Here is a 25,070-nt window from a genome sequence, read left to right as displayed (position 1 = left end):
CGCAGAATCGAGAGGTAGACATGGGAACCACGCTCGCGGAGAAGTTGTGGGCCAGCCACCTGGTCCGTCAAGGTGAGGACGGCGCGCCCGACCTCATCTACATCGACCTGCACATGTGCCACGAGGTCACCAGCCCCCAGGCCTTTGAAGGCCTCCGTCTCGCAGGACGTCAGGTGCGTCGCCCCGACCTCACGATCGCGACCGAGGACCACAACACCCCCACCCTCGACATCGACAAGCCAATCGCGGACCTCACCAGCCGCACGCAGATCGACACCTTGCGCAACAACGCCAAGGAATTCGGCATCCGTCTGCACTCGCTGGGCGACGCCGACCAAGGCGTCGTGCACGTCGTCGGCCCCCAACTGGGACTGACGATGCCCGGCATGACCGTGGTCTGCGGCGACTCGCACACCTCCACCCACGGCGCGTTCGGCGCCCTGGCCTTCGGCATCGGCACCTCTGAGGTCGAGCACGTGCTCGCCACCCAGACCCTGCCCCTCAAGCCATTCAAGACCATGGCCATCAACGTCAACGGCGAACTGCCGGAGGGCACCACCGCCAAGGACATCATCCTCGCGGTCATCGCGAAGATCGGTACTGGTGGCGGCCAGGGCTACGTCCTCGAGTACCGCGGCGAAGCCATCAAGTCGCTGTCGATGGAAGCGCGCATGACCGTGTGCAACATGTCGATCGAGGCGGGCGCTCGTGCCGGTCTGATTGCGCCCGACGAGACCACCTTCGAGTACGTCAAGGGCCGTCCCCACGCCCCCGAGGGTGCGGACTGGGACGCAGCTGTCGAGAACTGGAAGGGCCTGGTCACCGACGAGGACGCGACCTTCGACACCGAGGTAACGCTCGAGGCCTCCGATCTGGAACCCTTCGTGACCTGGGGTACCAACCCCGGACAGGGTCTTCCCCTGAGCGCCAACGTTCCGAATCCCGAGGACATCGCAGACGCCGACCAGCGCGAAGCTGCAGAGAACGCGCTGAAGTACATGGGCCTCACCCCCGGTCAGCCGCTGCGCACGCTCGACATCGACACGGTGTTCCTGGGCTCGTGCACCAACGGCCGTATTGAGGACCTGCGCGCCGCTGCAGAGATCATTCAGGGTCGCACCAAGGCGCCCAACACGCGCTTCCTGGTGGTGCCGGGGTCGGCACGTGTCCGCCTGCAGGCCGAGGCTGAAGGCCTGGACAAGGTCTTCATCGACTTCGGTGCTGAGTGGCGCAACGCGGGTTGCTCAATGTGCCTGGGTATGAACCCCGACCAGCTCAAGCCCGAGGAGCGCAGCGCCTCCACCTCGAACCGCAACTTTGAGGGACGTCAGGGTAAGGGTGGCCGTACGCACCTGGTCAGCCCTCTCGTCGCAGCTGCCACCGCAGTACGCGGAACCCTGTCCAGCCCCGCTGACCTGGAAGACGCTGACGTCCTCGTCGGCGCCTCCGCGTAAAGGAGATACGTCATGGAAAAGTTCACGACTCACACCGGCGCCGGCGTTCCGCTGCGTCGCTCCAACGTCGACACTGACCAGATCATCCCCGCTGTCTACCTCAAGCGCGTGACGCGCACGGGCTTTGAGGACGCGCTCTTTGCCGCCTGGCGCGGTGATGAGAACTTCATCCTCAACCAGGAGGCGTACAAGAACGGCACCGTTCTCGTCACTGGTCCCGACTTCGGCACCGGCTCGTCGCGTGAGCACGCAGTGTGGGCGCTCAAGGACTACGGCTTCAAGGTCGTTATCGCATCGCGCTTCGCTGACATTTTCCGCGGCAACTCGGGCAAGCAGGGTCTCCTCGCAGCCGTGGTGGAGCAGTCGGACATCGAGCTGCTGTGGAAGGCTCTCGAAGCCGAGCCTGGCAAGGAATTGACGGTGTCCCTCGAGGACCGCACCGTCACCTGTGGCGACATCACTGTCTCCTTCGAGGTCGACGACTATGTGCGCTGGCGTCTGATGGAGGGCCTGGATGACATTGGCCTTACGCTGAAGCACGAAGAAGACATCACTGCCTTCGAAGGCACCCGTGACGCATGGCGCCCCAAGACGCTGCCTGCTAAGACGGAGCCCAAGGAGCACATTGAGGCTGCACGCCCCGTGAACTAAGGATTGACTCTATGAAGCGACGCCGTGTCGCCCGACCGCTACCGCATCGGGCCGCGGCGTCGCTTGCTTTACCGGCCATTGCGTCCAACATTGCCGTCCCCATCGCGGGACTTGTGGACACCGCCGCGCTTGGCCACTTCGCGACAGCCACCGACATCGGCGCGGTGGGCCTCGGTGCAGCCGTGGTCTCGACGCTGTTCTGGATCTTTGCTTTCCTGCGTACCGGCACTACCTCGCTCGTAGGCCGGGCGCTCGGCCGGAACGACGCTCAAGGCGCCGTGCGTCACGTCCAGCGTGCGTTTGGGCTGGCTTTGGCGCTGGCTGCGTTGTGGCTGATCGTCATGTGGGTTGTGGTTCCCGGGATCTTGAGTATCCTCGCTCCGCCCGGCGACGCGCGAGACGCGGCAATCGCCTACACCTTGATCCGTGGACTGAGCTTGCCCGCGTTGCTCATGACATTGGTGGTCTCGGGCTATTTCATCGGCGCCAAGAACACCCGAATCCCGCTCGTGATCGCCACCACCCAAGCCGTGGCCAACATCGTCCTGGACCTGATTCTGGTGGGCGGTGCGGGTCTGGGCGCCACGGGTGCGGCGTGGGGAACTTTTGGCTCCGAGATCATCGGCGCGGCGCTCGCGGTGACACTGCTGTGGCGCAGCCTCAATGCTTCTCAGCGTGCGACCTTCCGCGACTGGCGCGACCACACTCTGCGTCATGGCTGGGGAGTCTTGCTTCGCTTCAACGGCGCCCTCATGGGTCGTACGGCGCTGCTCACTGGAGTGGTGACTTTTGTTGCGTCAGTGGGTTCCTACTTTGGCCCTGAAGTGCTGGCAGCCAACGCCATCATGCTGCAGTTGATGAATCTGGCGTCATACGCGTTAGATGGCTACGCCAACGCTGCCGAGGCGCTCGTATCTCATGCCGCGGGAGCTGGAGACGTTCCGCAATTTCATGCAGCCGTGATCGCGACGGCGCTTCCCATGGCAGCCATCGGCATCGCTATGACACTCGTGTATTGGTTCGGCAGGGGAGTAATCCTGACCTTGCTGACGGACCTGCCGGAGGTCAGAGCGACCGCGCTTGAGTACTGGCCATGGATTGCCCTGTTGCCGTTGCTCTCGTGGGGTGCCTACTGGCTGGACGGAGTGTTCTTGGGCGCAGGCCAGGCGGGAATGATGTTCGCCGCAATGGCAGTCTCGGTGCTCGGAGTGTTTGTCCCCGTGCTCCTCATTGCCGCCTTTTATGCCGGCGGTCTGACCAACGGCGTGGTGTGGTCAAGTTTCTTGGCACTCAACGTTGTGAGACAGATCACGCTCGGCTTGGCATACCCGCGCCTCACCCGTAAGGTCGCTGCTGGGACTTAGGTGCAAGGTCGTCGTGACATGCTTGGGGCCATGACACCGACGGCCGATGCTCAGGTCACCCCCTCTTTGGACCTCCGCGCCGGGCGGGACTGGGCTCGCTTGGCGGCAGCGGCTTTGGTCTGCGGCGCTGCGATTTTGCTGTTTGCGGTGCACATGCGGCCCGAGGGGTACATTCCCCTGGTTTTGGGCGTAGTCCTGGCGATCGTCGTTGACCGTTCACTGGCGAAGGACCTCAGTGCCATTGCACTGGGTCAAATCATCATTTCGATGATTTCTCTGGAAGCGGACCTCTCGAACGCAGGGATCGCTCGATTCACTGTGGCGCTCTCGCTGGCGGTGCTGGTGCCGTGGGCGTTGGCACGGTGGGTCTTCGGCCATGGTGGAGTCAAGTTCCCGGTGCGCACGGGACGGTCCTGGACGCGCGCGCAGTGGATTTACTTGGGCGTCGTGGTGCTTGTGGGGTACCTCCTGCTGCCGTTCTACTTCCTGAGCTCGGGTGCCTACTTGAACTGGCCTGACCTGTCAGGCGACACCGACATTGCTCGACTGTTTGTCGGCGTGAACGCGGTGGGCATCTGGGATGAGCTTTTCTTCATCTGCGTCGTGTTTGCGCTGTTGCGTCGGCACTTCTCGCTGTGGCCCGCAAACATCTTGCAGACGCTGGTGTTTGTATCGTTCCTGTGGGAGCTCGGCTACCGCGAATGGGCACCCCTGTTCACGGTCCCGTTTGCGCTCGTTCAAGGGTGGCTGTTCGCGCGATGGACGTCACTGTCGTATGTCATCGCCGTACACCTGCTGTTCGATGCGGTCGTGTTCGCGGCGCTGGTGCATGCGCGCCATCCGCACCTGTTCGACATTTTCGTCACAACACCGTAGTAGCGGCAGGTCTCGCCCCAGCCTCGCGCCGGCGATCCACACACTGCCAAGCCCCGCGCCCTCCATCGCCAGCGCCAGGCTCCGCGCCCTCACACTACGAACCGGTGGGAGCTGCGACGCGCCGGTGGAGTCAGCATCGGCCGGGATGTACGCGGCGTGTCCCGGGAACCTTTGGTTCAAACTGTCTCAGCGGGCGGGGGGTGCTTTGGGCGCGTTGGGTGCAGCGGGCGCATCGAGCCCCTCCGGCACATCTGGCGGGAGGGCCTCCTCAAGCCACGCGCGAGTCCCGAACGACCTCAAGGACACGCCCACCACTCGGCTTGCCCACGCCAGATCAACAACGAGGCGCGCCGGTTCCCAACCGAGCAGCGCAATGCGGTGTGCGAGCGCGCCGTGAAGGAAATCGCCAGCCCCCAGAGTGTCGACGACCTCGACGGCAGCGACTGGAACTTCCGTGAGAGCCGTCCCGCCGTCACCGGCATCCTTGACGGCTGCGAGCATCGGCCCTCCGCCGCGCGTGACCACCGCGGCAGACGCACCCGCGTCGAGCAATCGCTCAATCGTGTCGGGGTCGTCTCCTGACGACCCCGGGAACGTGAAGTCGTGCGAGACCACTGCGATGTCCACCGAGTCCAGAAGTTCCGGAGTGTGGGCCTTGTACGAGCCAGCGTCAAGGATGACGGGAATTCCCGCGTCGCGGGCCGCCCACGCGAGTGGCAAGGAGAGGTGACGGTGATAGCCATCGATCAGCACGGCTCGCGCCCCATGTAAGTGAGACTCCGGGTCAAAGGCCGGGGGAGTGACAGGCACGTCGACGGCCGATGCCGTGGGCGAGACCACCGCACGTTCGCCCGTCGCGCGCGTCACCATGATTGCTGCCACCGGCAGGGCTCTCGATTCGTCTTCCACTCGGAGATCAACGTGGTGAGCAGCCAGGTCCGTGCGCACCATATCGGTGAGTGGACCCTCTGGTGCTGCGGTGATGAGGGCAGTCGCTGAGCCACAGCGGGCCGCGGCAACAGCAGCATTCGTGGCCGGACCGCCCGCCGCGATGAAGGACTCTCGGGCGACGGCCTTCTGATTGGCGCTCGGCACTGCGTCGACGAGGTGCACCACGTCAAGCGTTGACAAACCTGCGCAGATCACAGTGGGAGCGGAAGGAACCATAGAGCGATCCTTGCATTGATGGGCGGTGCTGCCCGTTCGCCTTGAGGAGAATAGGGCGGCTCACATGCGTGATTCTCCGCTGTGACCGCTGTGGAAAGAGGTGGCTGATGCTCCATGACCTCGCGCACATGAGGCACGATAGGTGCATGACCGATTCGATTCGTGTGACAGGTGGGCGTGCTCTTCAGGGCGAAGTCCACGTGCGTGGAGCCAAGAACTTTGTTTCCAAAGCCATGGTGGCGGCACTCCTGGGGTCCACCACCTCAACGCTCCGCAACGTACCCAAAATCCTCGACGTCGACATCGTCGCGTCACTGCTCTCTCTTCACGGTGTGAAGGTGAACTACGACGTCGACTCAGGGGTCGTCGTCATGGACACGTCGGACCTCACTCCTGCGGATGCTGTGGACATCGCGAAGCACGCAGGCTCGTCGCGTATCCCCATCCTGCTGTGCGGCCCACTGCTGCACCGCCTCGGTACGGCCGTGATTCCTGACCTTGGTGGATGTCGCATCGGGGACCGCCCCATCGACTTCCACCTTGAGATTCTCAAGAAGTTTGGTGCCGTCGTCGAGGAGGGGCCCGATGGTCTGCACCTGAGTGCTCCCAACGGACTACGTGGCATCAAGCACGAGCTGAGCTATCCGTCCGTCGGTGCGACCGAACAGTTGTTGCTCACTGCCGTCATGGCAGACGGCATCACCACGCTGCACAATGCCGCAGTGGAGCCGGAGATCAAGGACTTGATCGACACCCTCCAAAAGATGGGCGCAATCATCTCCGTGGATACGGACCGCTCTATCACCATCGAGGGTGTCTCATCGCTGGTGGGCTACGACCACGTCTCGCTGGCTGACCGCATCGAAGTGGGGTCCTGGGCCTCTGCAGCGCTCGCCACAGGTGGCGACATCTTCGCGCGCGGCGCCCAGCAACGCCACATGGGGTCATTCCTCAACACGTTCCGCAAGGTTGGCGGCGGATTTGAGGTCAAGCCCGACGGCATCCGCTTCTTCCACCCGGGTGGCCCACTGAAGCCCATTGCGCTCCAGACGGACGTCCACCCCGGGTTCATGACCGACTGGCAGCAGCCGCTTGTGGTGGCGCTCACGCAGGCAACTGGCCTGAGCATCGTCCACGAGACGGTCTACGAGAACCGGCTCGGCTTCACCGCCGCGCTGAATCAGATGGGCGCCCAAGTCCAGCTGTTCCGCGAATGCCTAGGAGACAAGCAGTGCCGCTTTGGTCAGCTGAACTTCAAACACTCCGCAGTCATCTCTGGTCCCACGCCCCTGAAGGCTGCTGAGATCGAGGTTCCTGACCTGCGCGGAGGATTCTCCTACCTCATCGCGGCGCTCGCGGCCGAGGGCACGTCAACGGTGACCAACATCGGCATCATTGACCGCGGATACGAGAATTTCCGCGCCAAGTTGACTGACCTGGGTGCGGTGATCGACTGACGTGGCGCCCCGTATCCCCACGGGCATGCGCGCCACGGCGGCGCTCGTCAAGCCTTTGATGTTGGCCGTCACCAAGCGTGACTGGGCCGGAAGCGAGCACCTGCCGCAGGATCAAGGTTTTATCGCGGTGTCGAATCACGCGACATACGTAGATCCGTTCACGTTTGCGCACTTTCTGTATGACAACGGCCATGCACCGCACTTCCTCGCGAAAGCGTCACTGTTCGATCTCCCTGTCGCAGGAAAGATGCTGACCAAACTCGACCAGGTGCCCGTGCATCGTGGCTCCGCGCAGGCTCAGGACGCCGTGGACGCTGCCGTCAAACTCCTTCAGCGAGGCGACTCGATCGCGATCTTTCCGGAGGGCACCCTCACCAAGGATCCCGACCTGTGGCCAATGAAGGGCCGCACCGGCGCCGCACGGATGGCACTCGAACACCATGTGCCCGTGGTGCCCGTCGCGCAGTGGGGAGCGCATGAACTGTTGGCCCCTCACGGGAAGAAGTTGCACCCGTGGCCGCGCAAGAAGATTGTGGTGCGTGCCGGTCCTCCCATCAATCTTGATGAGTTCCGCAATCGCCCTATCGATATCGAGACGCTCCGCGGCGCCACCGACCGCATCATGGATACGCTGATCTCGATGGTCGCGGACATCAGGGGAGAAGAGCCTCCTGCCACCCCGTTCGACCCCCGCACACGGACAAGTAAGGAAGATTCATGATGAAGGCCACCGTTCTTGGTGCTGGCGCGTGGGGAACAACGTTCGCCGCGGTCATGACCGACGCTGGCACCGATGTCACGTTGTGGGGTCGCGATGCCGACGTGGCGCAGCAGATCAACTCTGAGCACCGCAATGAGCGGTTCCTCCCTGGGTTTGACTTGCCGGAGGGCATTCGCGCCACGACCGATGTTGAGGCGGCACTTGAGGGTGCACAGATCGTTGTCGTGGCGTTGCCGGCGCAGAAGTTGCGCGGAATCGTTGCGCAGTGGAAGCACTTGATTCCGGCCGCTGCCGTGGTGGTGTCGCTGATGAAGGGCATCGAGGTCGGGTCACACGAACGCATGAGCGATGTGTTGGCCGAGTTGTGGGACATCCCTGCCGAACGTATGACCGTGGTGTCGGGTCCCAACCTGGCTCGCGAGATCGCGGCCAAGCAGCCGTGCGCGACGGTTGTCGCGGGTGTGGACACGCGTGCCACAGAGCTGGTAGCGAACGCGACAGCGTCCTCGTATTTCCGTCCCTACACGAACACCGATGTCGTGGGCGTGGAGCTGTGTGGCGCATTCAAGAATGTCATTGCTGTGGGCGTGGGAGCCACCGATGGCCTTGGCTTCGGTCACAACACCACGGCCACCGTCATCACGCGCGGCCTGGCAGAAATCACCCGCTTGGGCACTGCACTCGGTGCTAACCCCGACACGTTCTCCGGGCTCGCCGGCATGGGTGACTTGATCGCTACCTGTGCCTCGCCGTTGTCGCGCAACCATACGCTTGGCGCGCACATCGGCCGTGGCCTCACACTGGACCAGGCACTTGAACGTACAGGCGGTACGTCTGAGGGCGTCAAGACTTCACTGTCGATCCAGGATCTGGCGCGCAAGCACGGCGTTGACGTGCCGATCTGTGACGCTGTGGTGCGCATGCTGCACGACGGGGAGCCCATTGCGGAAGTGATCGCAAGCCTGCTGTCACGCCCCCGCAAAGCCGAGGTGGTGTAAGTGTTGCGCACCGTCGTCGTGCTCTTTGGAGGGCGCTCATCGGAGCACGGTGTCTCGTGCGTCACCGCAGGCGGTGTTCTTGGGGCGATTGATCGCGACAAGTGGAACGTTGTGGCCGTGGGCATCACCGGTGCGGGTCGCTGGGTCCATGTGAGCGATGATCCTGAAGCGTGGCAGATCCGCGACGGCAAGATGCCGGTGGTTTCTGACGCCGGTGAGACGGTGCTTCCGCCTCGCCATGCAGGCGAGTCGCAGTGGCGGGTCATCACTGAAGCAGGGCAGGTCAACGATCTGGCTCACGTTGACGTGGTGTTCCCTGTGCTGCATGGCCCGTGGGGTGAGGATGGCACTGTCCAGGGGGCACTTGAACTCGTCGATGTCCGCTACGTGGGATCGGGTGTGCTGGCGTCCGCTGCGGGGATGGACAAGCAGTTCATGAAGGCCGCATTCCGCGATGCGGGGTTGCCCGTTGCCGCAGACGTCACGCTGATGCGTGGCGACAGCCTTGAAGCGCGCATGGATGACGTGCGTGCGCTGGGACTGCCAGTGTTTGTGAAGCCCGCTCGTGCTGGCTCCTCCATGGGCATTTCTAAGGTCGCGGATCTTGCTGACCTTCCCGCAGCGATCGCGGAAGCCATCAAGCATGACCCCAAGGTTCTGATTGAGCAGGCCATGGTGGGTCGCGAGATTGAAACGGCGGTGCTCGAGCGTACCGACACCGTCGTGGCTTCCCAGCCCAGTGAAATCGTCACGCACGGTGACCACGAGTTCTATGACTTTGAGGCGAAGTACCTTGATGCGGCATCGGTCGAACTGCGCATGGCAGACGATCTCGATGCTGAGACCACCGCACTGATTGGTTGGATCTCGCTGCGTGCGTTCCGAGCTGTGGGGGCCGAGGGGCTTGCCCGTGTCGATGTGTTCCTTGCCTCTGACGGCACCGTCACTGTGAACGAGATCAACACGATGCCAGGCTTCACGCCCACCAGTCAGTACCCGCGCATGTGGGCTGCTGGGGGAGTTGAGTTTGAAGAACTGGTCGAGACCCTTCTGGAAACAGCCCTGAACCGTCCTTTGGGTCTGCGCTAGGTCTCGTCAGTTCTCGCGGTGTCGTGCTCGGGTCGAGAGTTGCTGTGCTCGGGCGGAGTGGTGCCGTGCTCGCCGGGATCCGTGCCGCCACTAGCTCGCAGCGACTGAGGTGGGGTCCGTCAACTGCATTCGAGGTTGTTGACGGGCGCCCGAGCTGCCGCGGTGGAGATCGCTGCGAGGACTTCTGAGACCGCGTCGTCGGCTCTGACCTTGGGAACGGTGAGTTCGAGTGCGGGGGAGCGGCCAAATGTCACTGCTGTCCACTGCTCGGGGTCTTCGCTCACGAGCCAATCGACGTCAGCGGATGCTGTTGCAATCGACAGACACGGCTCTGTGGTGGGCCCGGGTGGCTCGACGCCGCAGCGCGCCACGATCGGGTATTCGTCGCCCCACGCCTGGGTCGCTTGGGAGGTGGTGCCACGTTGTTCAAGCCCGCCGACGATCTCCGGAATTGCGAGCATGACTTCGGCGCACGTGGGGTCCGAGGCGTAGGTAGCGGGGTCAACGACGAGCGCGTGGGTGCATCCAGACAGTCCCAGCGCGGCGATTGTGCACAGTGCTGTGGACAAAAGGGGGCGGCGCATACGCTCAAGCGTAATGGTCGTTAGTCTCTTCCCATGACTCGTGTGAGCGACCTATCTGAAGACGAGCTGATTGCGCTGTTCGCACCTCGGCTACCCCACACCGATGCCACCATCTTGGGCCCGGGAGATGACTCTGCGGTTCTGGCCGTCGACGGGTTCTTGGTGGTCTCCTCGGACATGCTGGTCGAGAACCGTCATTTCAAGCGTCAATGGTCCACCGGCAAGGATGTGGGTTGGCGGGCTGCGATGCAGAACCTTGCCGACATTGATGCGATGGGCGCTGTGCCCACCGCGCTCGAGGTATGCCTGTCTATGCCGGAAGATTTGGATGTCGAGTGGGTCATGGGTCTCGCTGACGGGCTTCGGGAAGCGTGTGAACCGCACGGCGTGGGTGTTGTGGGGGGTGACTTGTCCGGTGGGTCGGAGATCGTGGTGGCGGTGACGGCCTTGGGGGAGACTCATGGCACTGAACCGGTGACCCGAGCCGATGCCGTTCCCGGGGATGTCATCGCGGTGTCGGGTGCGCTGGGTGCGGCTCGGGCTGGGCTTGCATTGCTTGACGCTGGCCGCAACGATGCGCCGGATGCGATCAGCTTGTTCTTGCGGCCGCAGCCGCGCATTGGGGCTGGCTTGGAGGCGGCCCTGCATGGCGCGACGGCCATGATGGATCTGTCCGACGGGCTGGGGCGCGATGGCGTTCGGATGGCACACGCTTCTGAGGCGCGGTTCTCGGTGGATTCTGCCTTGATTCCGGTGCACGAGGCGGCCGCATTCACCGCCCAGGTGCTTGGTGCGGATGCCTTGTCCTGGGCGATCGGCGGCGGTGAAGATCACCACATGCTTGCGTGCTTCACCCGTGAGTCTGCGGTCCCTGCGGGCTGGACCGTCATCGGTGCTGTGGAGGCTGGAGATGGCGAGCTGCTGATTGACGGTCGTGCGCCAGCCGATGCAGGATGGGACCATTTCTCGTCATAGCGGTTGCTACTCGCGTCGGGGCAACGAAAAAGCGGGCGTCCCGTGAGGGATCGCCCGCTGTTCTCGTTCAGTGCGTCTTAGACGGCGCGCTGCACCTTACCGGCCTTGAGGCACGAGGTGCAGACGTTGACCCGCTTGGGGGTTCCGGCAACCACTGCACGAACGCGCTGGATGTTGGGGTTCCAACGACGCTTGGTGCGGCGGTGCGAGTGCGAGATGGAGTGACCAAACGAAGGTCCCTTGCCGCAGACGTCGCAGTTGGCAGCCACGATAGTTCTCCTTGGTGTCTTGCGCGTCCACGTCTTGTGCGGAGCGCCACATTTACGAGCCCGGGTGTTCGGGCAACCGCACTAGAGTATCTGACTTGACCCACCCACAGCAAACCCCGTGTGGGAGAGCGCACTTCGTCAGAGCACCATGACACCATAGATTCATGTGCGTCACGCAGGGGACGCGACTAACTCTTGGGGAGCGATGGCCGAATCTACCGACTTGCGACACTGGCTGACCACCGGTGCGGCGGCGATGAAGGGCGCGCGAGATCGGCTCGACTCGATCAATGTATTTCCCGTGGCAGATGCCGATACGGGCACCAATCTGTACCTGACGGTACGCGAGGGTAATCGTGCTGTAGCGAAGCTCCCCGCAACGGCTACTCACCGCGAAGTCGTTGCCGCTTTCACTCGAGGGGCGCTCTTGGGTGCACGGGGCAACTCGGGTGTCATTTTGAGTCAGTACCTCACCACTTTTTTGTCGAAGATTGATGCACGCGGAGGGATGGCCAAGGCCTCTTCGTCGCACATTGCGGACGCTTTGGAGGCAGCCGCAGACTCGGCGTATGGAGCGGTCGGCAGCCCTGTTGAGGGCACCATCCTGACCGTGGCACGTAGCGCTGCGAACTATGCCCGTGCCGAGGCTGCGGGGGGTGCGTCGCGCGACAGGACGGTCGTGGCGGCTGTGGAGGCGGCGCGAGAGGCGCTCATGCGCACCCATGAGCAGTTGCCGAGTGCGCATGAAGCCGGGGTTGTCGATGCCGGTGCGGCCGGCCTGGTGCTCCAGTTGGAGATGCTCGCCGAGACGATTGCGGGCCCGGATGCGTTGGCTGGAGTGGACGAGGTGCGGTGGGAGGTTCGCGATCAGGGCCTCACCGTGTCGGCTGATGACCTGCGCGAGCATCACGGTGGCGCCTATGAGGTCATGTTTGTTGCTCGTGACGAGCATGACATCCGCGATGCTTTGACGGGCGAACTTGAGACTATCGGAGACTCGGTAGCCGTTACCGGTGCACACGAGTTGTGGCAGGCACACGTGCACACGGATGTGCCGCATGATGCAGTGGTGCGGGGCATCGAGGCGCATGCTCGTCAGATCATTGTGCGCAACATCACGATGGGACATGACGCTGACCGCGCATCGACGGGAGTGGTGGCGCTGACGGCATGCCCAGGGTTGGCGGAGCCGCTGGCTGACGCGGGTGCTGTGGTGCTGGTGGTGCCGGATCCGGAGTCCATCAGTCGGCGAGCGTTGAAGCGCGCGGTGAAGGATGCGTCGGGTGCTGCAGCGATCATCGTTGCGGGCGACCCGCGACTCCGTGCTGAAGCCGCTGAGCTGGCGCAGAAGCGCCGCAAGAAGCCGTTCATCACGGTGCTCGATGCGCAGCATGAGGCTCATGTCGTGTCTGCAGTGGCGGCAGCCGCTCTTGTGACCCCTGGCCAGGACCTTGAGGAAGAAATGGCTGCCGCGATCGAGCGAACTGTGGTGGGTTCCAGCACGGGTGACGCGCTGGATGAGGACATCGATTCTCTGGTGTCCTCCCAGACAGAAGTGGTGTCGCTGATCTTGGCGGACGGTGTCGCGGAGGCGGTGACGGACTCGGCTCGCACGTCAGTGGCGGGGGTGGCTCCCTTTGCGGATGTGCATGTGTATCGCGGCGGGCATCACTTCCCAGGGGTGCTGATCGGTGTGGAGAGCGGCCCCGAAGGCGCTGCATGAACTCGCCTCGGCTAGCGGAGCCGCTCAAGGCTGTGCTGGGTGCGCGGACTGCGGGTGGGCTACGCAAGCTCGGCTTGGAGAGTGTCGGCGATCTCGTCCGGCATTACCCTCGCCGCTATGGCGCTCCCGGCGAGATGACGGACATCGGCGCTCTGCGTGTAGGCGAGCACGTCACCGTGATGGCTCAGGTGCGGTCGTCTCAGGTGCGCACAATGCGATCGCGCGGCGGGGCGATGCTGGAGGCCATCGTCACGGATGGCTCGGCGACGTTGCAACTGACGTTCTTCGCTAAGCGTGCTGGTGTGCTGCGGATGCATGAGGACAAGCTCCGTGCTGGGCGGACTGGCCTGTTCACTGGCACGGTGGGCGAGTATCGGGGACGACGTCAGCTCACCCATCCGGACTACTTGATCGTGGGCGTCGATGCGGCGAGCGAAGATGAGGCCGTGCTTGAAGCCTCACGTCCGATCCCGATCTATCCGGCATCGGCGGCGGTGCCGACGTGGCGCATCGGCCGGTCTGTGCGGACAGTGCTTGACCCCTTGACGGCCACGGACGTCGCCGACCCGATCCCGGATGCTTTGCTCGCCGAGCGCAACCTTCCTGGCCTGCGCGAGGCGCTGCAGTTGGTTCATGTGCCAGACACGGACGATGACTGGAAGCGTGGTCGTGACCGTCTGAGGTTTGAGGAAGCCTTCGTGCTTCAAACTGCGCTTGCCCGGCGTCGCGCATCCCACGCCGAGTTGCGAGCCACCCCACGTGCTGCGCGCTCTGATGGATTGGCAGCCGCCCTCGATGCGCAGCTTCCGTTTCCACTTACGGACGCACAGGTAGCGGTGGGCAAAGAAATCGCGGCTGACCTTGAACGCGACCGGCCGATGCTCCGGTTGCTACAAGGTGATGTGGGCGCAGGAAAAACGGTGGTGGCGTTGCGGGCCATGGCCCAGGTGATTGATGCCGGGGGACAGGCGGCTTTGTTGGCGCCCACCGAGGTCCTCGCCGCGCAGCACGTGAGGTCATTGCGTCACCTGATGGGCTCACTGGCAGACGGAGGCATGCTCGGCGGAGCGGATGGTGCGACACGCATCACGTTGTTGACCGGCTCGTTGGGGACCAAGGCGCGCCGTCAAGCACTTGGCGAGGCCGCCTCAGGTGCCGCTGGAATCATCGTGGGCACGCATGCGCTGCTGTCGGAGGGTGTGCAGTACGCGGATCTCGGGCTCGTCGTGGTGGACGAACAGCACCGGTTTGGCGTCGAGCAGCGGGACGCTTTGAGAGAACGCGGGGAGAAGCCTCCACACACCCTCGTTATGACGGCTACTCCGATTCCTCGCACGGTGGCGATGACCGTGTTCGGTGATCTGGAAACCTCAGTCCTTGCTCAGCGCCCTGCGGGACGTGCCGAGATCACCACGCATCTTGTGCCTGCAGACAATGCCCCGTGGATGGCGCGCACGTGGCAGCGAGTGCGGGAAGAGGTCGAGGCTGGTCGCAGGGTCTACGTGGTGTGCCCGCGCATCGATGACGATGCCGCTGTGGTCTCCGATGACGCTGTGGTCTCCGATGACGCGGAGGTCGAGACTTCCGTGGACGGCGAGATCACCTTGGACATCGCCGATGCGGTGGTCGCGAACGAGCCTGATGTCCCGTTGGCTTCTGTCACCGGCACCGTGGAGATGCTGAGACAACGACCAGAACTCGAAGGCATCAGCATCGGGACCATGCACGGACGACTTGCCGCAGACGACAAGGAAGCCGCGATGTCGGCTTTTGCGCGAGGGGATACACCTGTCCTCGTCTCGACCACGGTGATTGAGGTCGGCGTCGACGTTCCCGAGGCGACCATGATGGTCGTGCTAGATGCCGAACGCTTCGGTATCTCGCAACTCCACCAGTTGCGTGGCCGAGTGGGACGCTCAGATCTTGCTTCGTTGTGCTTACTGGTGACGCGCGCCGAGGACGGCACTGTTGCACAGGAGCGATTGCAGGCGCTCGCGGATACCGCGGACGGCTTTGTTCTGGCCGAGAAGGACCTCGAACTGCGCCGTGAAGGCGATGTGCTTGGCGCGGCGCAGTCGGGTGGGCGCTCGTCGTTGCGTCTGCTGCGTGCAGTGCGCGACGCCGATGTCATTGATGCGGCGCGCGTTGCCGCCGGTGCGGTGATAGACGCGGATCCCGAACTGAGCGCACACCCAGCCCTGGCATCGGCCGTCAGCGAATGGCTGGACCCCGAGCGTGAAGCGTTCCTGGAACGCGGCTAGATCAGCGCTCGAAGGCTTCGGTTACGAGTAGTACTCGCCCAGAGAAACTCCCGAGGACCCCAGTGGGATCTGGTGATCGAGGCTGACACCTGCCCCCGAGGCATCGCGCCACAGCACCGGCTCAAGAAGGTCCATCTTGTCGGCGTCCCACGTGGTCCAGTCATCAAGCAACAGCCCGCCGGTATCTCCAGAGTTGGGGTTCAGTGACCAGAAGGTGTGGTGGAGTTCGCGGTCTTCAATGAGGTCCCGAAGAGCGACTAGCCAGCGGTCCTGGCGGTCGTCATCACCCATGCGTCCACCCCACTCACCGATGAGGAGCGGAGAGATTTCCTCATCGTGCAAGTACAGCCAGGTGGGGTCCCACACGTCCTTTTCGAGGCTCGCAGCGCTAAAGGATCCCTGGAACCACGGCTGTTCGTACACCAGCGGTCCGTAGTCATGGGGCGAGTACATGATCTTGCCGGGTGCGCCTGTGACAGGCTGCTCGCCGGCGAGACGGAGATTCCCGCCCCACCAAGTGATGTCATAGTCGCCAGGATCATTGCTCGACCACGATGATCCGCTCGACGGAGTGGCTTCGATGCCCTCGACCAGCAGCAGAATGTCCGGGTGGATCGCGTGGATGCGTTCAGCAGCCTCAGTCGCCACGGCCCGCCAGTCGTTGGCTCCGCCGTCGCCCCACGTCGCACGGTCGGCCTCTGGCGGCTTACCGTGCGGCTCGTTCTGAAGGTCGAAGGCGATGATCGTGTCATCGTTGCGATAGCGCTCGGCAACCCACTCCCACGCGACAAAGAAGTCGTCTTCAGAGACGGAAGCGGTGTGCCATAGAGGTGCAATGTGCCCGGCGTTGTCTGCCTCAGCGGAGTGCACGTCGAGGATGACCTTCACGCCGTACTTCTTCGAGATTGCAAGAAACTCGTCGAAGACCTCAAGGGTGGTGAAGCCCTCGAGTTCAGGGTTGGCGGACGTGTTGACGTTGGTGGTGGTCTCAGCGTTCCCCGCCCGCCATTCCATCAACACCTCTGTCGAGATAGGAATGCGGATGACGTTCAGGCCGTGCTGGGCATAGGCAGCCATCGTGTCCTCAAGGTTCACTGACCACAGGCCATGCAACACCCGCTCGGAGGTATTGAAACCAAACCAGTTCGCCCCGGTCAGCCAGACGTGGTTGCCCTGCGCGTCGACGAGGGAGTTGCCGTCGACGCTCAGCCAATCGTCGCCACTGGCGGCATTGACGGGGGCGGAGACATCGGCTGGGTCCGCTGCCGCGTCGGCGCTATCGTTCGGTTCAGCCTCTGCTTGGACCGATGACGCGCATGTGGCATCGCCGATGGTCGGCTCGCCGTCTGCTGTGAACCCGAACACGGTCGTCTCATCAGCGGTGAGGGTGCCGTTATAGCTCACATTGGCGGCCGTGGCTGTACCGGTGGTTCCCACCTTCAGCGTGCTGTTCCACGCTCCGGTGACGGACGAGTCCCCAAGGTCGAACGCGACTTCCCAGTCCGGAATATCAATCCCCTCGGCCTTCACAGTGATGTCAGCTTGGTAGCCACCGTCCCATTCCGCCGTCACGTCAACCTTCGCGCTACAGGCCGGCACGAGCGTCGGCGATGACGTTGGCTCTGAGCTCACGGCGGCACTTGGAGACGCATCAACGGCACGTGTCTCTCCGTCGCTCTCCGAGTTCATGACCCGGCCAAGAAACCACCCGCCGGCGACAAGCAGCAGCGCGGCTCCTGCAGCGCCAGGGATGATGACGCGGGGCTGTCGCCACCACTCGGTTGTGTCGCTCTCACTCAACGGTGTTCCCCTCGGATTCTCAGGCTGCAAGGCCACCCTACGGTTGTCAGGTATGCCTGGTAGAGCCCGTGTGGCGAATGACACACGGAGATCCGCACCGCACCGACTGACTCACACCCCTCAGCGGGCCATCGGCTGGGGGAGTGGCCAGAATCATCTCAGGGTTTGCGGCACTCCGCCTTCCCGGCTTTCCAAACCGTCTCACTGATGACGCCTCCGGCATGACTGAGCTGATGGATGTAGCTAGGGCTCATTTCCCAGAGCGCTAGGCTCACCAGATCATCGAGCACGTCAGACTCTAAGTTGCGGCCAGAGCTCATTTCCCAGAGCGATAGGCTGTGGACGCGCTACTCAACACGCTCGTCGCAGTTGCGGCCAGAGCTCATTTCCCAGAGCGATAGGCTTCACGGAAGCATGCCCGTGTCTGGAATCAAGTTGCGGCCAGAGCTCATTTCCCAGAGCGATAGGCTGACGTCATCCCCGTGACTGATGCCGCCGCGGTTGCGGCCAGAGCTCATTTCCCAGAGCGATAGGCTACCCAGCAACGCCTCAACCTTCGCGGCCTTGTTGCGGCCAGAGCTCATTTCCCAAAGCGATAGGCTGACGTCATCCCCGTGACTGATGCCGCCGCGGTTGCGGCCAGAGCTCATTTCCCAGAGCGATAGGCTCCCACTCCATTGTGGGCGCGCGTGGCTCCAGTTGCGGCCAGAGCTCATTTCCCAGAGCGATAGGCTTACTGCGGCGGCAAGGTCGATGGCGGGACGGTTGCGGCCAGAGCTCATTTCCCAGAGCGATAGGCTGGCGCTAACTTCGAGTGCTGCGAGTCGGTCGTTGCGGCCAGAGCTCATTTCCCAGAGCGATAGGCTCGACGACTTCAACACGGCAACCGTCACCGTGTTGCGGCCAGAGCTCATTTCCCAGAGCGATAGGCTTCCAATCGGGCGCTTCTTGCTACTCACCTTGTTGCGGCCAGAGCTCATTTCCCAGAGCGATAGGCTCGAAGGCGACGACTGCGCATGCGGACCGGCGTTGCGGCCAGAGCTCATTTCCCAGAGCGATAGGCTTAGCGCCGACGTGCGAGCGGAGATGGATCGGTTGCGGCCAGAGCTCATTTCCCAGAGCGATAGGCTGAGAACCGGCAATGGCACCTAGTGGGCGCTGTTGCGGCCAGAGCTCATTTCCCAGAGCGATAGGCTTTTGGCTTCCAATCGGCAACGCCCGCATAGGTTGCGGCCAGAGCTCATTTCCCAGAGCGATAGGCTATGACCGTGATCTTCGCGTGGCTATCTGCAGTTGCGGCCAGAGCTCATTTCCCAGAGCGATAGGCTTGCTCCACCTCGCGCTAGGTCACGGTGGTGGTTGCGGCCAGAGCTCATTTCCCAGAGCGATAGGCTTACCAGGTCCACAAGGAAGTGAAAGGACCGGTTGCGGCCAGAGCTCATTTCCCAGAGCGATAGGCTCCACGCCACCCCCAGCGTCCCTCGAGAACGTTGCGGCCAGAGCTCATTTCCCAGAGCGATAGGCTCCAGGCCCGCGCACGCCTCGAGCCAACACGTTGCGGCCAGAGCTCATTTCCCAGAGCGATAGGCTGACCATTGCGTTGTAGCCGGACTCGTTGATGTTGCGGCCAGAGCTCATTTCCCAGAGCGATAGGCTACGCAGCCACTTGATGCCGACCACGATAGCGTTGCGGCCAGAGCTCATTTCCCAGAGCGATAGGCTCTACACGGGGCTTTCGTAGTGGTCCTTGAGGTTGCGGCCAGAGCTCATTTCCCAGAGCGATAGGCTTTTCACGATTGAACCCAACGGCACCGGCTAGTTGCGGCCAGAGCTCATTTCCCAGAGCGATAGGCTCTCGCTCGCGGTCTGTACGAGGTTACGGATGTTGCGGCCAGAGCTCATTTCCCAGAGCGATAGGCTCTTCACCAGAAGCGCTACCAGGGATTCTCGGTTGCGGCCAGAGCTCATTTCCCAGAGCGATAGGCTTGACACGACGATGCGGCGCAGTGCGTTGGAGTTGCGGCCAGAGCTCATTTCCCAGAGCGATAGGCTCGAGACGTTCACGCCCCGCGTGCAATGCGGGTTGCGGCCAGAGCTCATTTCCCAGAGCGATAGGCTGACGAAGCCGAACGGCTGGAGCGCGAAGCGTTGCGGCCAGAGCTCATTTCCCAGAGCGATAGGCTCTTGGCTTTCAAGGACACGACCACCATTGCGTTGCGGCCAGAGCTCATTTCCCAGAGCGATAGGCTTAGCCATACCCCAGGGGGTCTCGGCTCCCAGTTGCGGCCAGAGCTCATTTCCCAGAGCGATAGGCTCTCTAGGTCTTTGGATGCGATGGAGTCCCTGTTGCGGCCAGAGCTCATTTCCCAGAGCGATAGGCTGGACATGCGGCGGAGGACTTCGTGCATGAAGTTGCGGCCAGAGCTCATTTCCCAGAGCGATAGGCTAGATGGCGGTGAAACTCCTGGTAGAACGGGAGGTTCGCCGCCATCTCAGCGCTCAAAACCGTCCTCCAGGTGTCAGAACAACGAGAGTTGCGACGGGTTCTTCCGTCTGACTCGCTCGTTGTCACGTACTGTGACGATCCCAGCGTACTGCCTGTCAGTGATCATGAGTATGTCGACCCGCCCGCCCTCAGGAACATCTTGAGAGAGTTTCCTGATGATGATCTCCGACTGCTCCTTGTCGCGACAGAACTTCATGTATACCGAGAGCTGTGCCATCGAGAATCCTTGCTCGAGTAGGCGCTTCCTGTAGAGAGTCGCTTCACGACGCTCAGCCTTGGTCCTGACCGGTAGATCAAACAGTGCAACTAGCCACATGAGTCTGTACCCCGATAGCTCGCTCATTGGTATGCCTCAGAGAGCGCTTGCATAGTCTCTTCACAAGCACGGTCCGGGAACGCGAGTCGCTTGGACTCGCCAAGGTGGTACTGCACCAACGAATGTGCAGCCTTGTGGATCACAAGGGAGACAGGGGAGGACCCTGTCGCCAGCGAAACGTCAGTGCTGAGGATCGCCACGAGCATCTTCTTGGTTGATGGCTCCACGCACGCATCAGGGTCCTCTTCGACGATTGCACGGACCCGTACATCTACTAGGGGACGGAACGGCTCCATCAGATCATCAACCAAACACATCGGGTTGCCTGTGTTCCGATGATGAACGCCCAGACTCGGATGCAGCCCGACCGCAACGATCGATCGTGCCGTCGCAGATCGGATGATTGCGTAGCCATAGTTCAGCAAGGCGTTCACGCCAGGTAGGTCGTGATCCCGTCGAAAGTCCGGACCGAAGAGCCGCCGCCAGTACAGCCTGGCAGCTTGGGCCTCGAGGTTCTCCGGATCTCCTGACCTCACCCGTGCAACTAGGTTTCTCACTGGCGCCGAGTCGATGCCGTAGGCCTCGAGGGCAAGGGCTTGCATTCCGATCTTGGCTCTGACGATTTGCCTCCATGCCTGCTTCCTCGCTGGTTGAGAGATAGCGGACTGAATCTCGATGCGACGTGAGATCTCGTGGTGGCCAAACATAGGCAAGACTGTTGCGATTGGTGCAAAGTTCCTACCTACCACTACTACGGGCACACCACGCTCGGCGAGCGCGGCAATCGCACCCGCCGAGATCGTGGCGCCGTGGGGATTGAGGACAACCGATTGGATGTCATCCAAGGCGACTTGCCCAATCCTCAAGGTGGACGAGCAGATGATGAGATTCCCGTATTCGACCGTTATGCGACGGTCAGCCTCGACGACCTCGACTACTCGCCCGATCATCGCCTACTCCTTGAAATCAGGGTCAAAAACCCTGCCAATGGGATCAACAAAGACTCTCCGAGCCTTGAGTGGCTGAAGTGTGCTTGCCGCCTTCTTGAGCAACGAAAAGTCGTTGTCTCGAGCCCGTGAACGTGCTGCGACGTTGCCTTCACGCACATTTGCGAAGTACATAGCTCCGACCGTCTCCAACTGGCACAGCCTCATGATCTGGCGACCCGCATCGCCGACTTCGATTGCGATGGTGTCATTGGCGATGAGCCGCATGACGAGGTCACCACCGGCGTAACTCTGGGCGCGATACGCGCCCGGCTCTGCCATGAAAGCGCGATACTCGGCCGTGTTGGCGGTGTGCGTGGAGACTACCTCCCCAGCCCATTTCCCCTTGGCAGTTCGGACGATCTCGATGCAGTAGTTGGAGCCGCCAATGTAAGCCTTGTAGGGAAGGGTCGAGTCTGGCCCCTCGCCGCGCCTGTACAGCGGAATGACGTCACGCCACTTGGGTTGCTCCCAACTGCCTACCACACCTTTGGCAGGGTCCGTGATGCGCTTGCGGGTGAGGAACCTGCCCTTTTTGTCGGGCCCTTCCAGGACTCCATAGGCGGTCTCTTCGTGGAGCTGGCCTTTCTCATTGTGATCTGGCTTGTGAGACACCACAATGCGATCAACAGACTCACGGGCATGATCCGCAAAGCCCTCCCACGGCTGGGGGAGGTCGACTAGCAAGCGTTCGATGCCTTGGTCACCGGCACGACGGTTGGCGTCGGTGACGGCCTTTAGAGTTACTCGCTCACTGAGTGCAACGACAAGGGCATCGATGGCGTGGTGCCGGTGATCTGAGCGGTTCTTCTCCGCGGCATCGGATAGCAGGCCATTGAGCCCCCAGTGGTGGCGCAAGAGCGAAGTAAGTCTGCCCGGTGTGGCTAGGATCCGGTCGGGATCCACGATGCTCCCTAGATACTCGCGTGTCACTCGTGCCAGGTAGCTGGTGTCGTTGAGTTGGCGGGCGATGAAGTCTTGCTCGCCGTTCGAGTACCTGTCCATGGCGTCGGCAGAAAAGCGCTTGAACTTGGGGCTCGTAGCGCCAAAGGCATCGCTTGCGCGTTGAAGGATGTGATCCCAGTCTGCCGTCTCCGAGTATGCCTCGAAGGGGCTCCGGGCGCCCTTGAACTGATTGGCCGTGTGGTGAACCAGAATCTTGTTTCCGCGCGAGTCGTCCAGGGTCCGGGAGAACGGCAGGATGTGGTCAACCTGATAGTCATTGGTGAACAGTCGCGACATCTCGATGGGGATGCCTGTCAGGACACACCTGTGATTGAGGACTGAGATCTCATCGTAGAGGCGCAGCCGCTCCCGATTGGCAAAGTTGGTGCGTTGTCCCAGTTCGGTCAGGCGGGCGTTGAGCGCTTCGTTTGCTCGTTCATTCTTGGCACGGTTGGACGCTGCTTCACGCCTTCCCTCAGCCGACTGGCCCAAGTCGCGGGCTACCTCGACATGAATCTGTGTGGGCAGGCCGTAGCGGTCAATCAGTGAGTTCACGACGGTGCGGATCTGATTGAGGCCGATGTGCACGGTCGGATTGGCGATCTTGCCGAACTCCCATTCGTCAGGGTTCGTAGCAGCTTGGCTGCTCCCGGAGACCTCTTGCGTGTATCGCTTCAGCACCTTCCCGTAATAGGGGAGCGTGTCTTCAAGAACACCGCTGTGGAACTCTGAGTGCGATTGGTATCCCGCGGCACGGACGGCCGCGTCATACATCACCGGTGCATTGCCCTCTTCATTCCATTCATCCTTGAGATGAGGCAGGATCTTGCCAATCGCACGATGGCTCAGCCGTAGGTAGTCGTCCGGGAGTGGTGCCTCAAGCGCGCCGTGGACCTGATCGAGCGATAGCGACGACTCAGCCTGAAGCCGCTCGATCACTTCATCGTCAGTGTCTGCCTCGAGCAGGATCGTCACGATGAGGTCCTGGGTGGCGAGGTCATACGTCTCCCAGTCTGGGCCGATGTGCTGCGCTTTGCGCAACTCGCTTCCTACGACGTCACCCAGGATGTTCTTGCGTTCTCCGTACTCAAGTGAGAGTTGGAGCTTTGTGGGCCCAAACATCGCCTTCTTGAGTTGAGGGAAGGTGGCCTTCACCCTGCCCAGGAGGAACGATGCGCCGGCATCGCGCTCCTGACGCGTCAGGGGTCGATCTGCTTGGTCTGATGAGAACGGATCGATCACTCTGATCGCGTTAAGTTCTTGGTAGATGCGGAACAGTTGAGAGCTCGGGAGTGCCTTCGGTGCGCGTCGCTGATCTGTTTCGAACGTGCAGCGCCCCGGGTCCACCGGCTTGAGCGGACGTTGGCTAAAGATGGCGTCATGAACGCGGATGCGGGCTTCGTCCGTGAGGAGGTCGCCGTGGGACTGGCTTTGGTAGTCCCACAACTGATTGAACTCATCCTCGACCATCGCGCGGTTCACGTAAAAGTCGTACTCGTTCTTTGACCCGACCTTTCGCGGACGGGACCGCACAGATTCGCCGTTCTGGATCCGCTTCCACATGTACGTGCCAAGGGTGTCGTCGCCCAAGTCGGATTGGAGCGATGCGATGGCGCTCTTCATCGCGCTGCGGTCGTCGTCCTTGCGGTCTGTCTTGCGATTTGACTTGAAGCCACGGCGCTGCTGGAGATGAAAGAGAGCCCTGCCAAGTTCGTGGGCGGTCAGTTCCTCTTTAACCCCACGAGCGCGTAGCAGGTAGGGGTTGAGATCCTTGAGCTTCTGCCGCTCCACCTCGGCCTCGGGCATCAGACCGGCGGCCACCAGTTCATGCATGAGGCGCGTGCGGCGTTGAAGATAGCGGTCGCGTTGCTTGCGCATCTGACGTGCGGCACGCCGGTCGGCCGCTAACGATGAAAAGTCCTTGGGTTTGCGCCCGCTCCCATAGATCCGCGAGCCGGTGCGCACGATGCGGACAGGATTGCCGTCGGTATCGAGTTCAACGACGGCCCAACCCAAAGATCCTGTCCCTACATCGAGCCCGAGGCGGTACGGCGTGTGCGAGTGTGCTGTGGCGTCAGTGCCAGTCATGTAATGCTCCCCCTAATGTATGTTCGTGTTATCGGCGTGAATCCGCCAAACTTGAGGGTATTGACACCCTCTGACACTGCGTGTATAAAAGTCATCACAACCTATCGCTCTGGGAAATGGGCTCTGCCGCTAACAAGGAGAAACTTGTTGGATCAGGACTCCACAAGATGAGACGGCTCCCTCGTGGGGCCGTTTTCTTTTTGCCTGAAGCATGTCGTTACTCTGGAGCCGTGACACGAATCATTGCGGGACAGTTGGGCGGCCGGCGTCTTCAGGTGCCAGCCAAGGGCACACGTCCCACGACGGACCGCGTACGGGAAGCGTTGTTCTCGCGGCTCGATCATGCTGGTGTGCTGACGGGGGCGAAGGTGCTGGACTTGTTCGCTGGTTCCGGCGCGCTGGGTTTTGAGGCGTTGAGCCGTGGCGCCAGTGACGTCACTCTCGTGGAGTCTGGCGCCCCAGCTGTCCGAGTTCTCCAGGCGAATGTGCGCGAGCTGGGCGTGCAGGGGCAGGCCCGCGTGGTGCGGGAAAAGGTTGCCCCGTTTGTGGCCCGCTCGGCCGCGACCGCACCGGGCTACACGCTGGTCGTGATCGATCCGCCTTACGACTTGAACCCGGATGACGTGGACGCATTCCTGGAGGTGCTGCCGGCGCTGCTCGCGCCGCAGGCGATGGTGGTGTTGGAAGGTTCCACGCGCGCTCGCGCGCCGCAGTGGCCAGCGGCGTTGGAGGTCCTGACTTCTAAGGATTACGGCGAGACACGGCTGATGTACGCCGAACGTAGTTGAGCGCTTGACGTTGCGAGTCGCACGCACCCGCACCTGCCAGGTAGCGTCAGGG

19 protein-coding genes and 1 CRISPR repeat array are annotated in these 25,070 nt (G+C 62.4%); of the genes, 12 read left to right on the top strand and 7 right to left on the bottom strand.

Annotated features, from left to right (window positions below):
- The first annotated feature begins 20 nt into the window (after positions 1–20).
- Genes leuC through AOP79_RS08010 form a run of 4 tightly spaced genes read left to right on the top strand, consistent with a single transcriptional unit; the run spans position 21 to position 4,345 of the window.
- Entirely contained in the window at positions 21–1,454 is a 1,434-nt protein-coding gene (leuC, locus tag AOP79_RS08025) for a 3-isopropylmalate dehydratase large subunit (protein WP_062072593.1), read from the top strand.
- Between the two features lie 12 nt (positions 1,455–1,466).
- Entirely contained in the window at positions 1,467–2,105 is a 639-nt protein-coding gene (gene leuD / locus AOP79_RS08020) for a 3-isopropylmalate dehydratase small subunit (RefSeq protein ID WP_062072384.1), read from the top strand.
- An 11-nt stretch (positions 2,106–2,116) separates the two neighbouring features.
- Positions 2,117–3,469 carry an MATE family efflux transporter gene (locus AOP79_RS08015; protein ID WP_062072382.1) on the top strand — a complete coding sequence of 451 codons (1,353 nt, stop codon included), beginning with the start codon at positions 2,117–2,119 and terminating at the stop codon, positions 3,467–3,469.
- A 30-nt stretch (positions 3,470–3,499) separates the two neighbouring features.
- Positions 3,500–4,345, top strand: a complete 846-nt coding sequence (locus tag AOP79_RS08010; protein ID WP_152648064.1) for a CPBP family intramembrane glutamic endopeptidase — start codon at positions 3,500–3,502, stop codon at positions 4,343–4,345.
- 186 nt (positions 4,346–4,531) lie between these two features.
- On the opposite strand, the gene AOP79_RS08005 is transcribed toward AOP79_RS08010, so the two are convergent.
- A complete protein-coding gene (locus AOP79_RS08005; RefSeq protein ID WP_062072380.1) occupies positions 4,532–5,512 on the bottom strand; it encodes a PfkB family carbohydrate kinase in 981 nt (326 codons plus the stop codon).
- Between the two features lie 146 nt (positions 5,513–5,658).
- Between AOP79_RS08005 and murA the strand changes: the two genes are divergently transcribed.
- Genes murA through AOP79_RS07985 form a run of 4 tightly spaced genes read left to right on the top strand, consistent with a single transcriptional unit; the run spans position 5,659 to position 9,777 of the window.
- A complete protein-coding gene (gene murA, locus AOP79_RS08000) occupies positions 5,659–6,969 on the top strand; it encodes a UDP-N-acetylglucosamine 1-carboxyvinyltransferase (RefSeq protein ID WP_062072377.1) in 1,311 nt (436 codons plus the stop codon).
- A gap of 1 nt (position 6,970) precedes the next feature.
- Positions 6,971–7,690, top strand: a complete 720-nt coding sequence (locus AOP79_RS07995) for a lysophospholipid acyltransferase family protein (RefSeq protein WP_236683330.1) — start codon at positions 6,971–6,973, stop codon at positions 7,688–7,690.
- Complete coding sequence (locus tag AOP79_RS07990) at positions 7,690–8,688, top strand: NAD(P)H-dependent glycerol-3-phosphate dehydrogenase (protein WP_062072589.1); 999 nt, start codon at positions 7,690–7,692, stop codon at positions 8,686–8,688. The genes AOP79_RS07995 and AOP79_RS07990 overlap by 1 nt, the downstream gene beginning before the upstream one ends.
- Positions 8,689–9,777: a D-alanine--D-alanine ligase family protein gene (locus AOP79_RS07985; protein ID WP_062072373.1), complete on the top strand. Its 1,089-nt coding sequence runs from the start codon at positions 8,689–8,691 to the stop codon at positions 9,775–9,777.
- Between the two features lie 119 nt (positions 9,778–9,896).
- Here the strand turns inward: AOP79_RS07985 and AOP79_RS07980 are convergent, their stop codons facing one another.
- Positions 9,897–10,361 carry a DUF3515 family protein gene (locus AOP79_RS07980; RefSeq protein WP_062072371.1) on the bottom strand — a complete coding sequence of 155 codons (465 nt, stop codon included), beginning with the start codon at positions 10,359–10,361 and terminating at the stop codon, positions 9,897–9,899.
- A 33-nt stretch (positions 10,362–10,394) separates the two neighbouring features.
- On the opposite strand from AOP79_RS07980, the gene AOP79_RS07975 reads away from it, so the two are divergent.
- Positions 10,395–11,336: a thiamine-phosphate kinase gene (locus AOP79_RS07975; protein ID WP_062072369.1), complete on the top strand. Its 942-nt coding sequence runs from the start codon at positions 10,395–10,397 to the stop codon at positions 11,334–11,336.
- A gap of 77 nt (positions 11,337–11,413) precedes the next feature.
- Here AOP79_RS07975 and rpmB read toward each other — a convergent pair whose 3' ends face one another.
- Complete coding sequence (gene rpmB, locus AOP79_RS07970) at positions 11,414–11,605, bottom strand: 50S ribosomal protein L28 (RefSeq protein ID WP_061962473.1); 192 nt, start codon at positions 11,603–11,605, stop codon at positions 11,414–11,416.
- Between the two features lie 205 nt (positions 11,606–11,810).
- Here rpmB and AOP79_RS07965 point away from each other — a divergent pair, with 205 nt between their 5' ends.
- Together AOP79_RS07965 and AOP79_RS07960 are read left to right on the top strand one after the other, a co-directional pair.
- Entirely contained in the window at positions 11,811–13,328 is a 1,518-nt protein-coding gene (locus tag AOP79_RS07965; protein ID WP_062072367.1) for a DAK2 domain-containing protein, read from the top strand.
- On the top strand, positions 13,325–15,589 hold the full coding sequence (locus tag AOP79_RS07960) for an ATP-dependent DNA helicase RecG (RefSeq protein ID WP_062072365.1): 2,265 nt from the start codon (positions 13,325–13,327) through the stop codon (positions 15,587–15,589). Before AOP79_RS07965 ends, AOP79_RS07960 begins: the two co-directional genes overlap by 4 nt.
- A gap of 21 nt (positions 15,590–15,610) precedes the next feature.
- On the opposite strand, the gene AOP79_RS07955 is transcribed toward AOP79_RS07960, so the two are convergent.
- From AOP79_RS07955 to cas9, 4 genes are all read right to left on the bottom strand, one after another.
- A complete protein-coding gene (locus tag AOP79_RS07955; RefSeq protein WP_062072364.1) occupies positions 15,611–17,389 on the bottom strand; it encodes a cellulase family glycosylhydrolase in 1,779 nt (592 codons plus the stop codon).
- Between the two features lie 236 nt (positions 17,390–17,625).
- A CRISPR array of direct repeats spans positions 17,626–19,836; the repeat unit is 36 nt; unit sequence GTTGCGGCCAGAGCTCATTTCCCAGAGCGATAGGCT.
- A 72-nt stretch (positions 19,837–19,908) separates the two neighbouring features.
- Positions 19,909–20,238: a CRISPR-associated endonuclease Cas2 gene (gene cas2 / locus AOP79_RS07950; RefSeq protein WP_062072361.1), complete on the bottom strand. Its 330-nt coding sequence runs from the start codon at positions 20,236–20,238 to the stop codon at positions 19,909–19,911.
- Positions 20,235–21,161, bottom strand: coding sequence for a type II CRISPR-associated endonuclease Cas1 (gene cas1 / locus AOP79_RS07945; RefSeq protein WP_082093468.1), 927 nt, complete (start codon positions 21,159–21,161; stop codon positions 20,235–20,237). The genes cas2 and cas1 overlap by 4 nt, the downstream gene beginning before the upstream one ends.
- Positions 21,162–21,164: 3 nt before the next feature.
- Positions 21,165–24,230 (bottom strand): type II CRISPR RNA-guided endonuclease Cas9, encoded by a 3,066-nt coding sequence (cas9, locus tag AOP79_RS07940; RefSeq protein WP_062072359.1) that lies wholly within the window; start codon positions 24,228–24,230, stop codon positions 21,165–21,167.
- Positions 24,231–24,460: 230 nt separating this feature from the next.
- Here cas9 and rsmD point away from each other — a divergent pair, with 230 nt between their 5' ends.
- A complete protein-coding gene (gene rsmD, locus AOP79_RS07935) occupies positions 24,461–25,018 on the top strand; it encodes a 16S rRNA (guanine(966)-N(2))-methyltransferase RsmD (protein WP_062072357.1) in 558 nt (185 codons plus the stop codon).
- Positions 25,019–25,070 lie beyond the last annotated feature (52 nt).

Origin of the sequence: Demequina sediminicola (genome assembly GCF_000975055.1) — a bacterium.
GTDB classification, from domain to species: domain Bacteria; phylum Actinomycetota; class Actinomycetes; order Actinomycetales; family Demequinaceae; genus Demequina; species Demequina sediminicola.
This window is presented reverse-complemented; position numbering and strand designations above follow the sequence as displayed.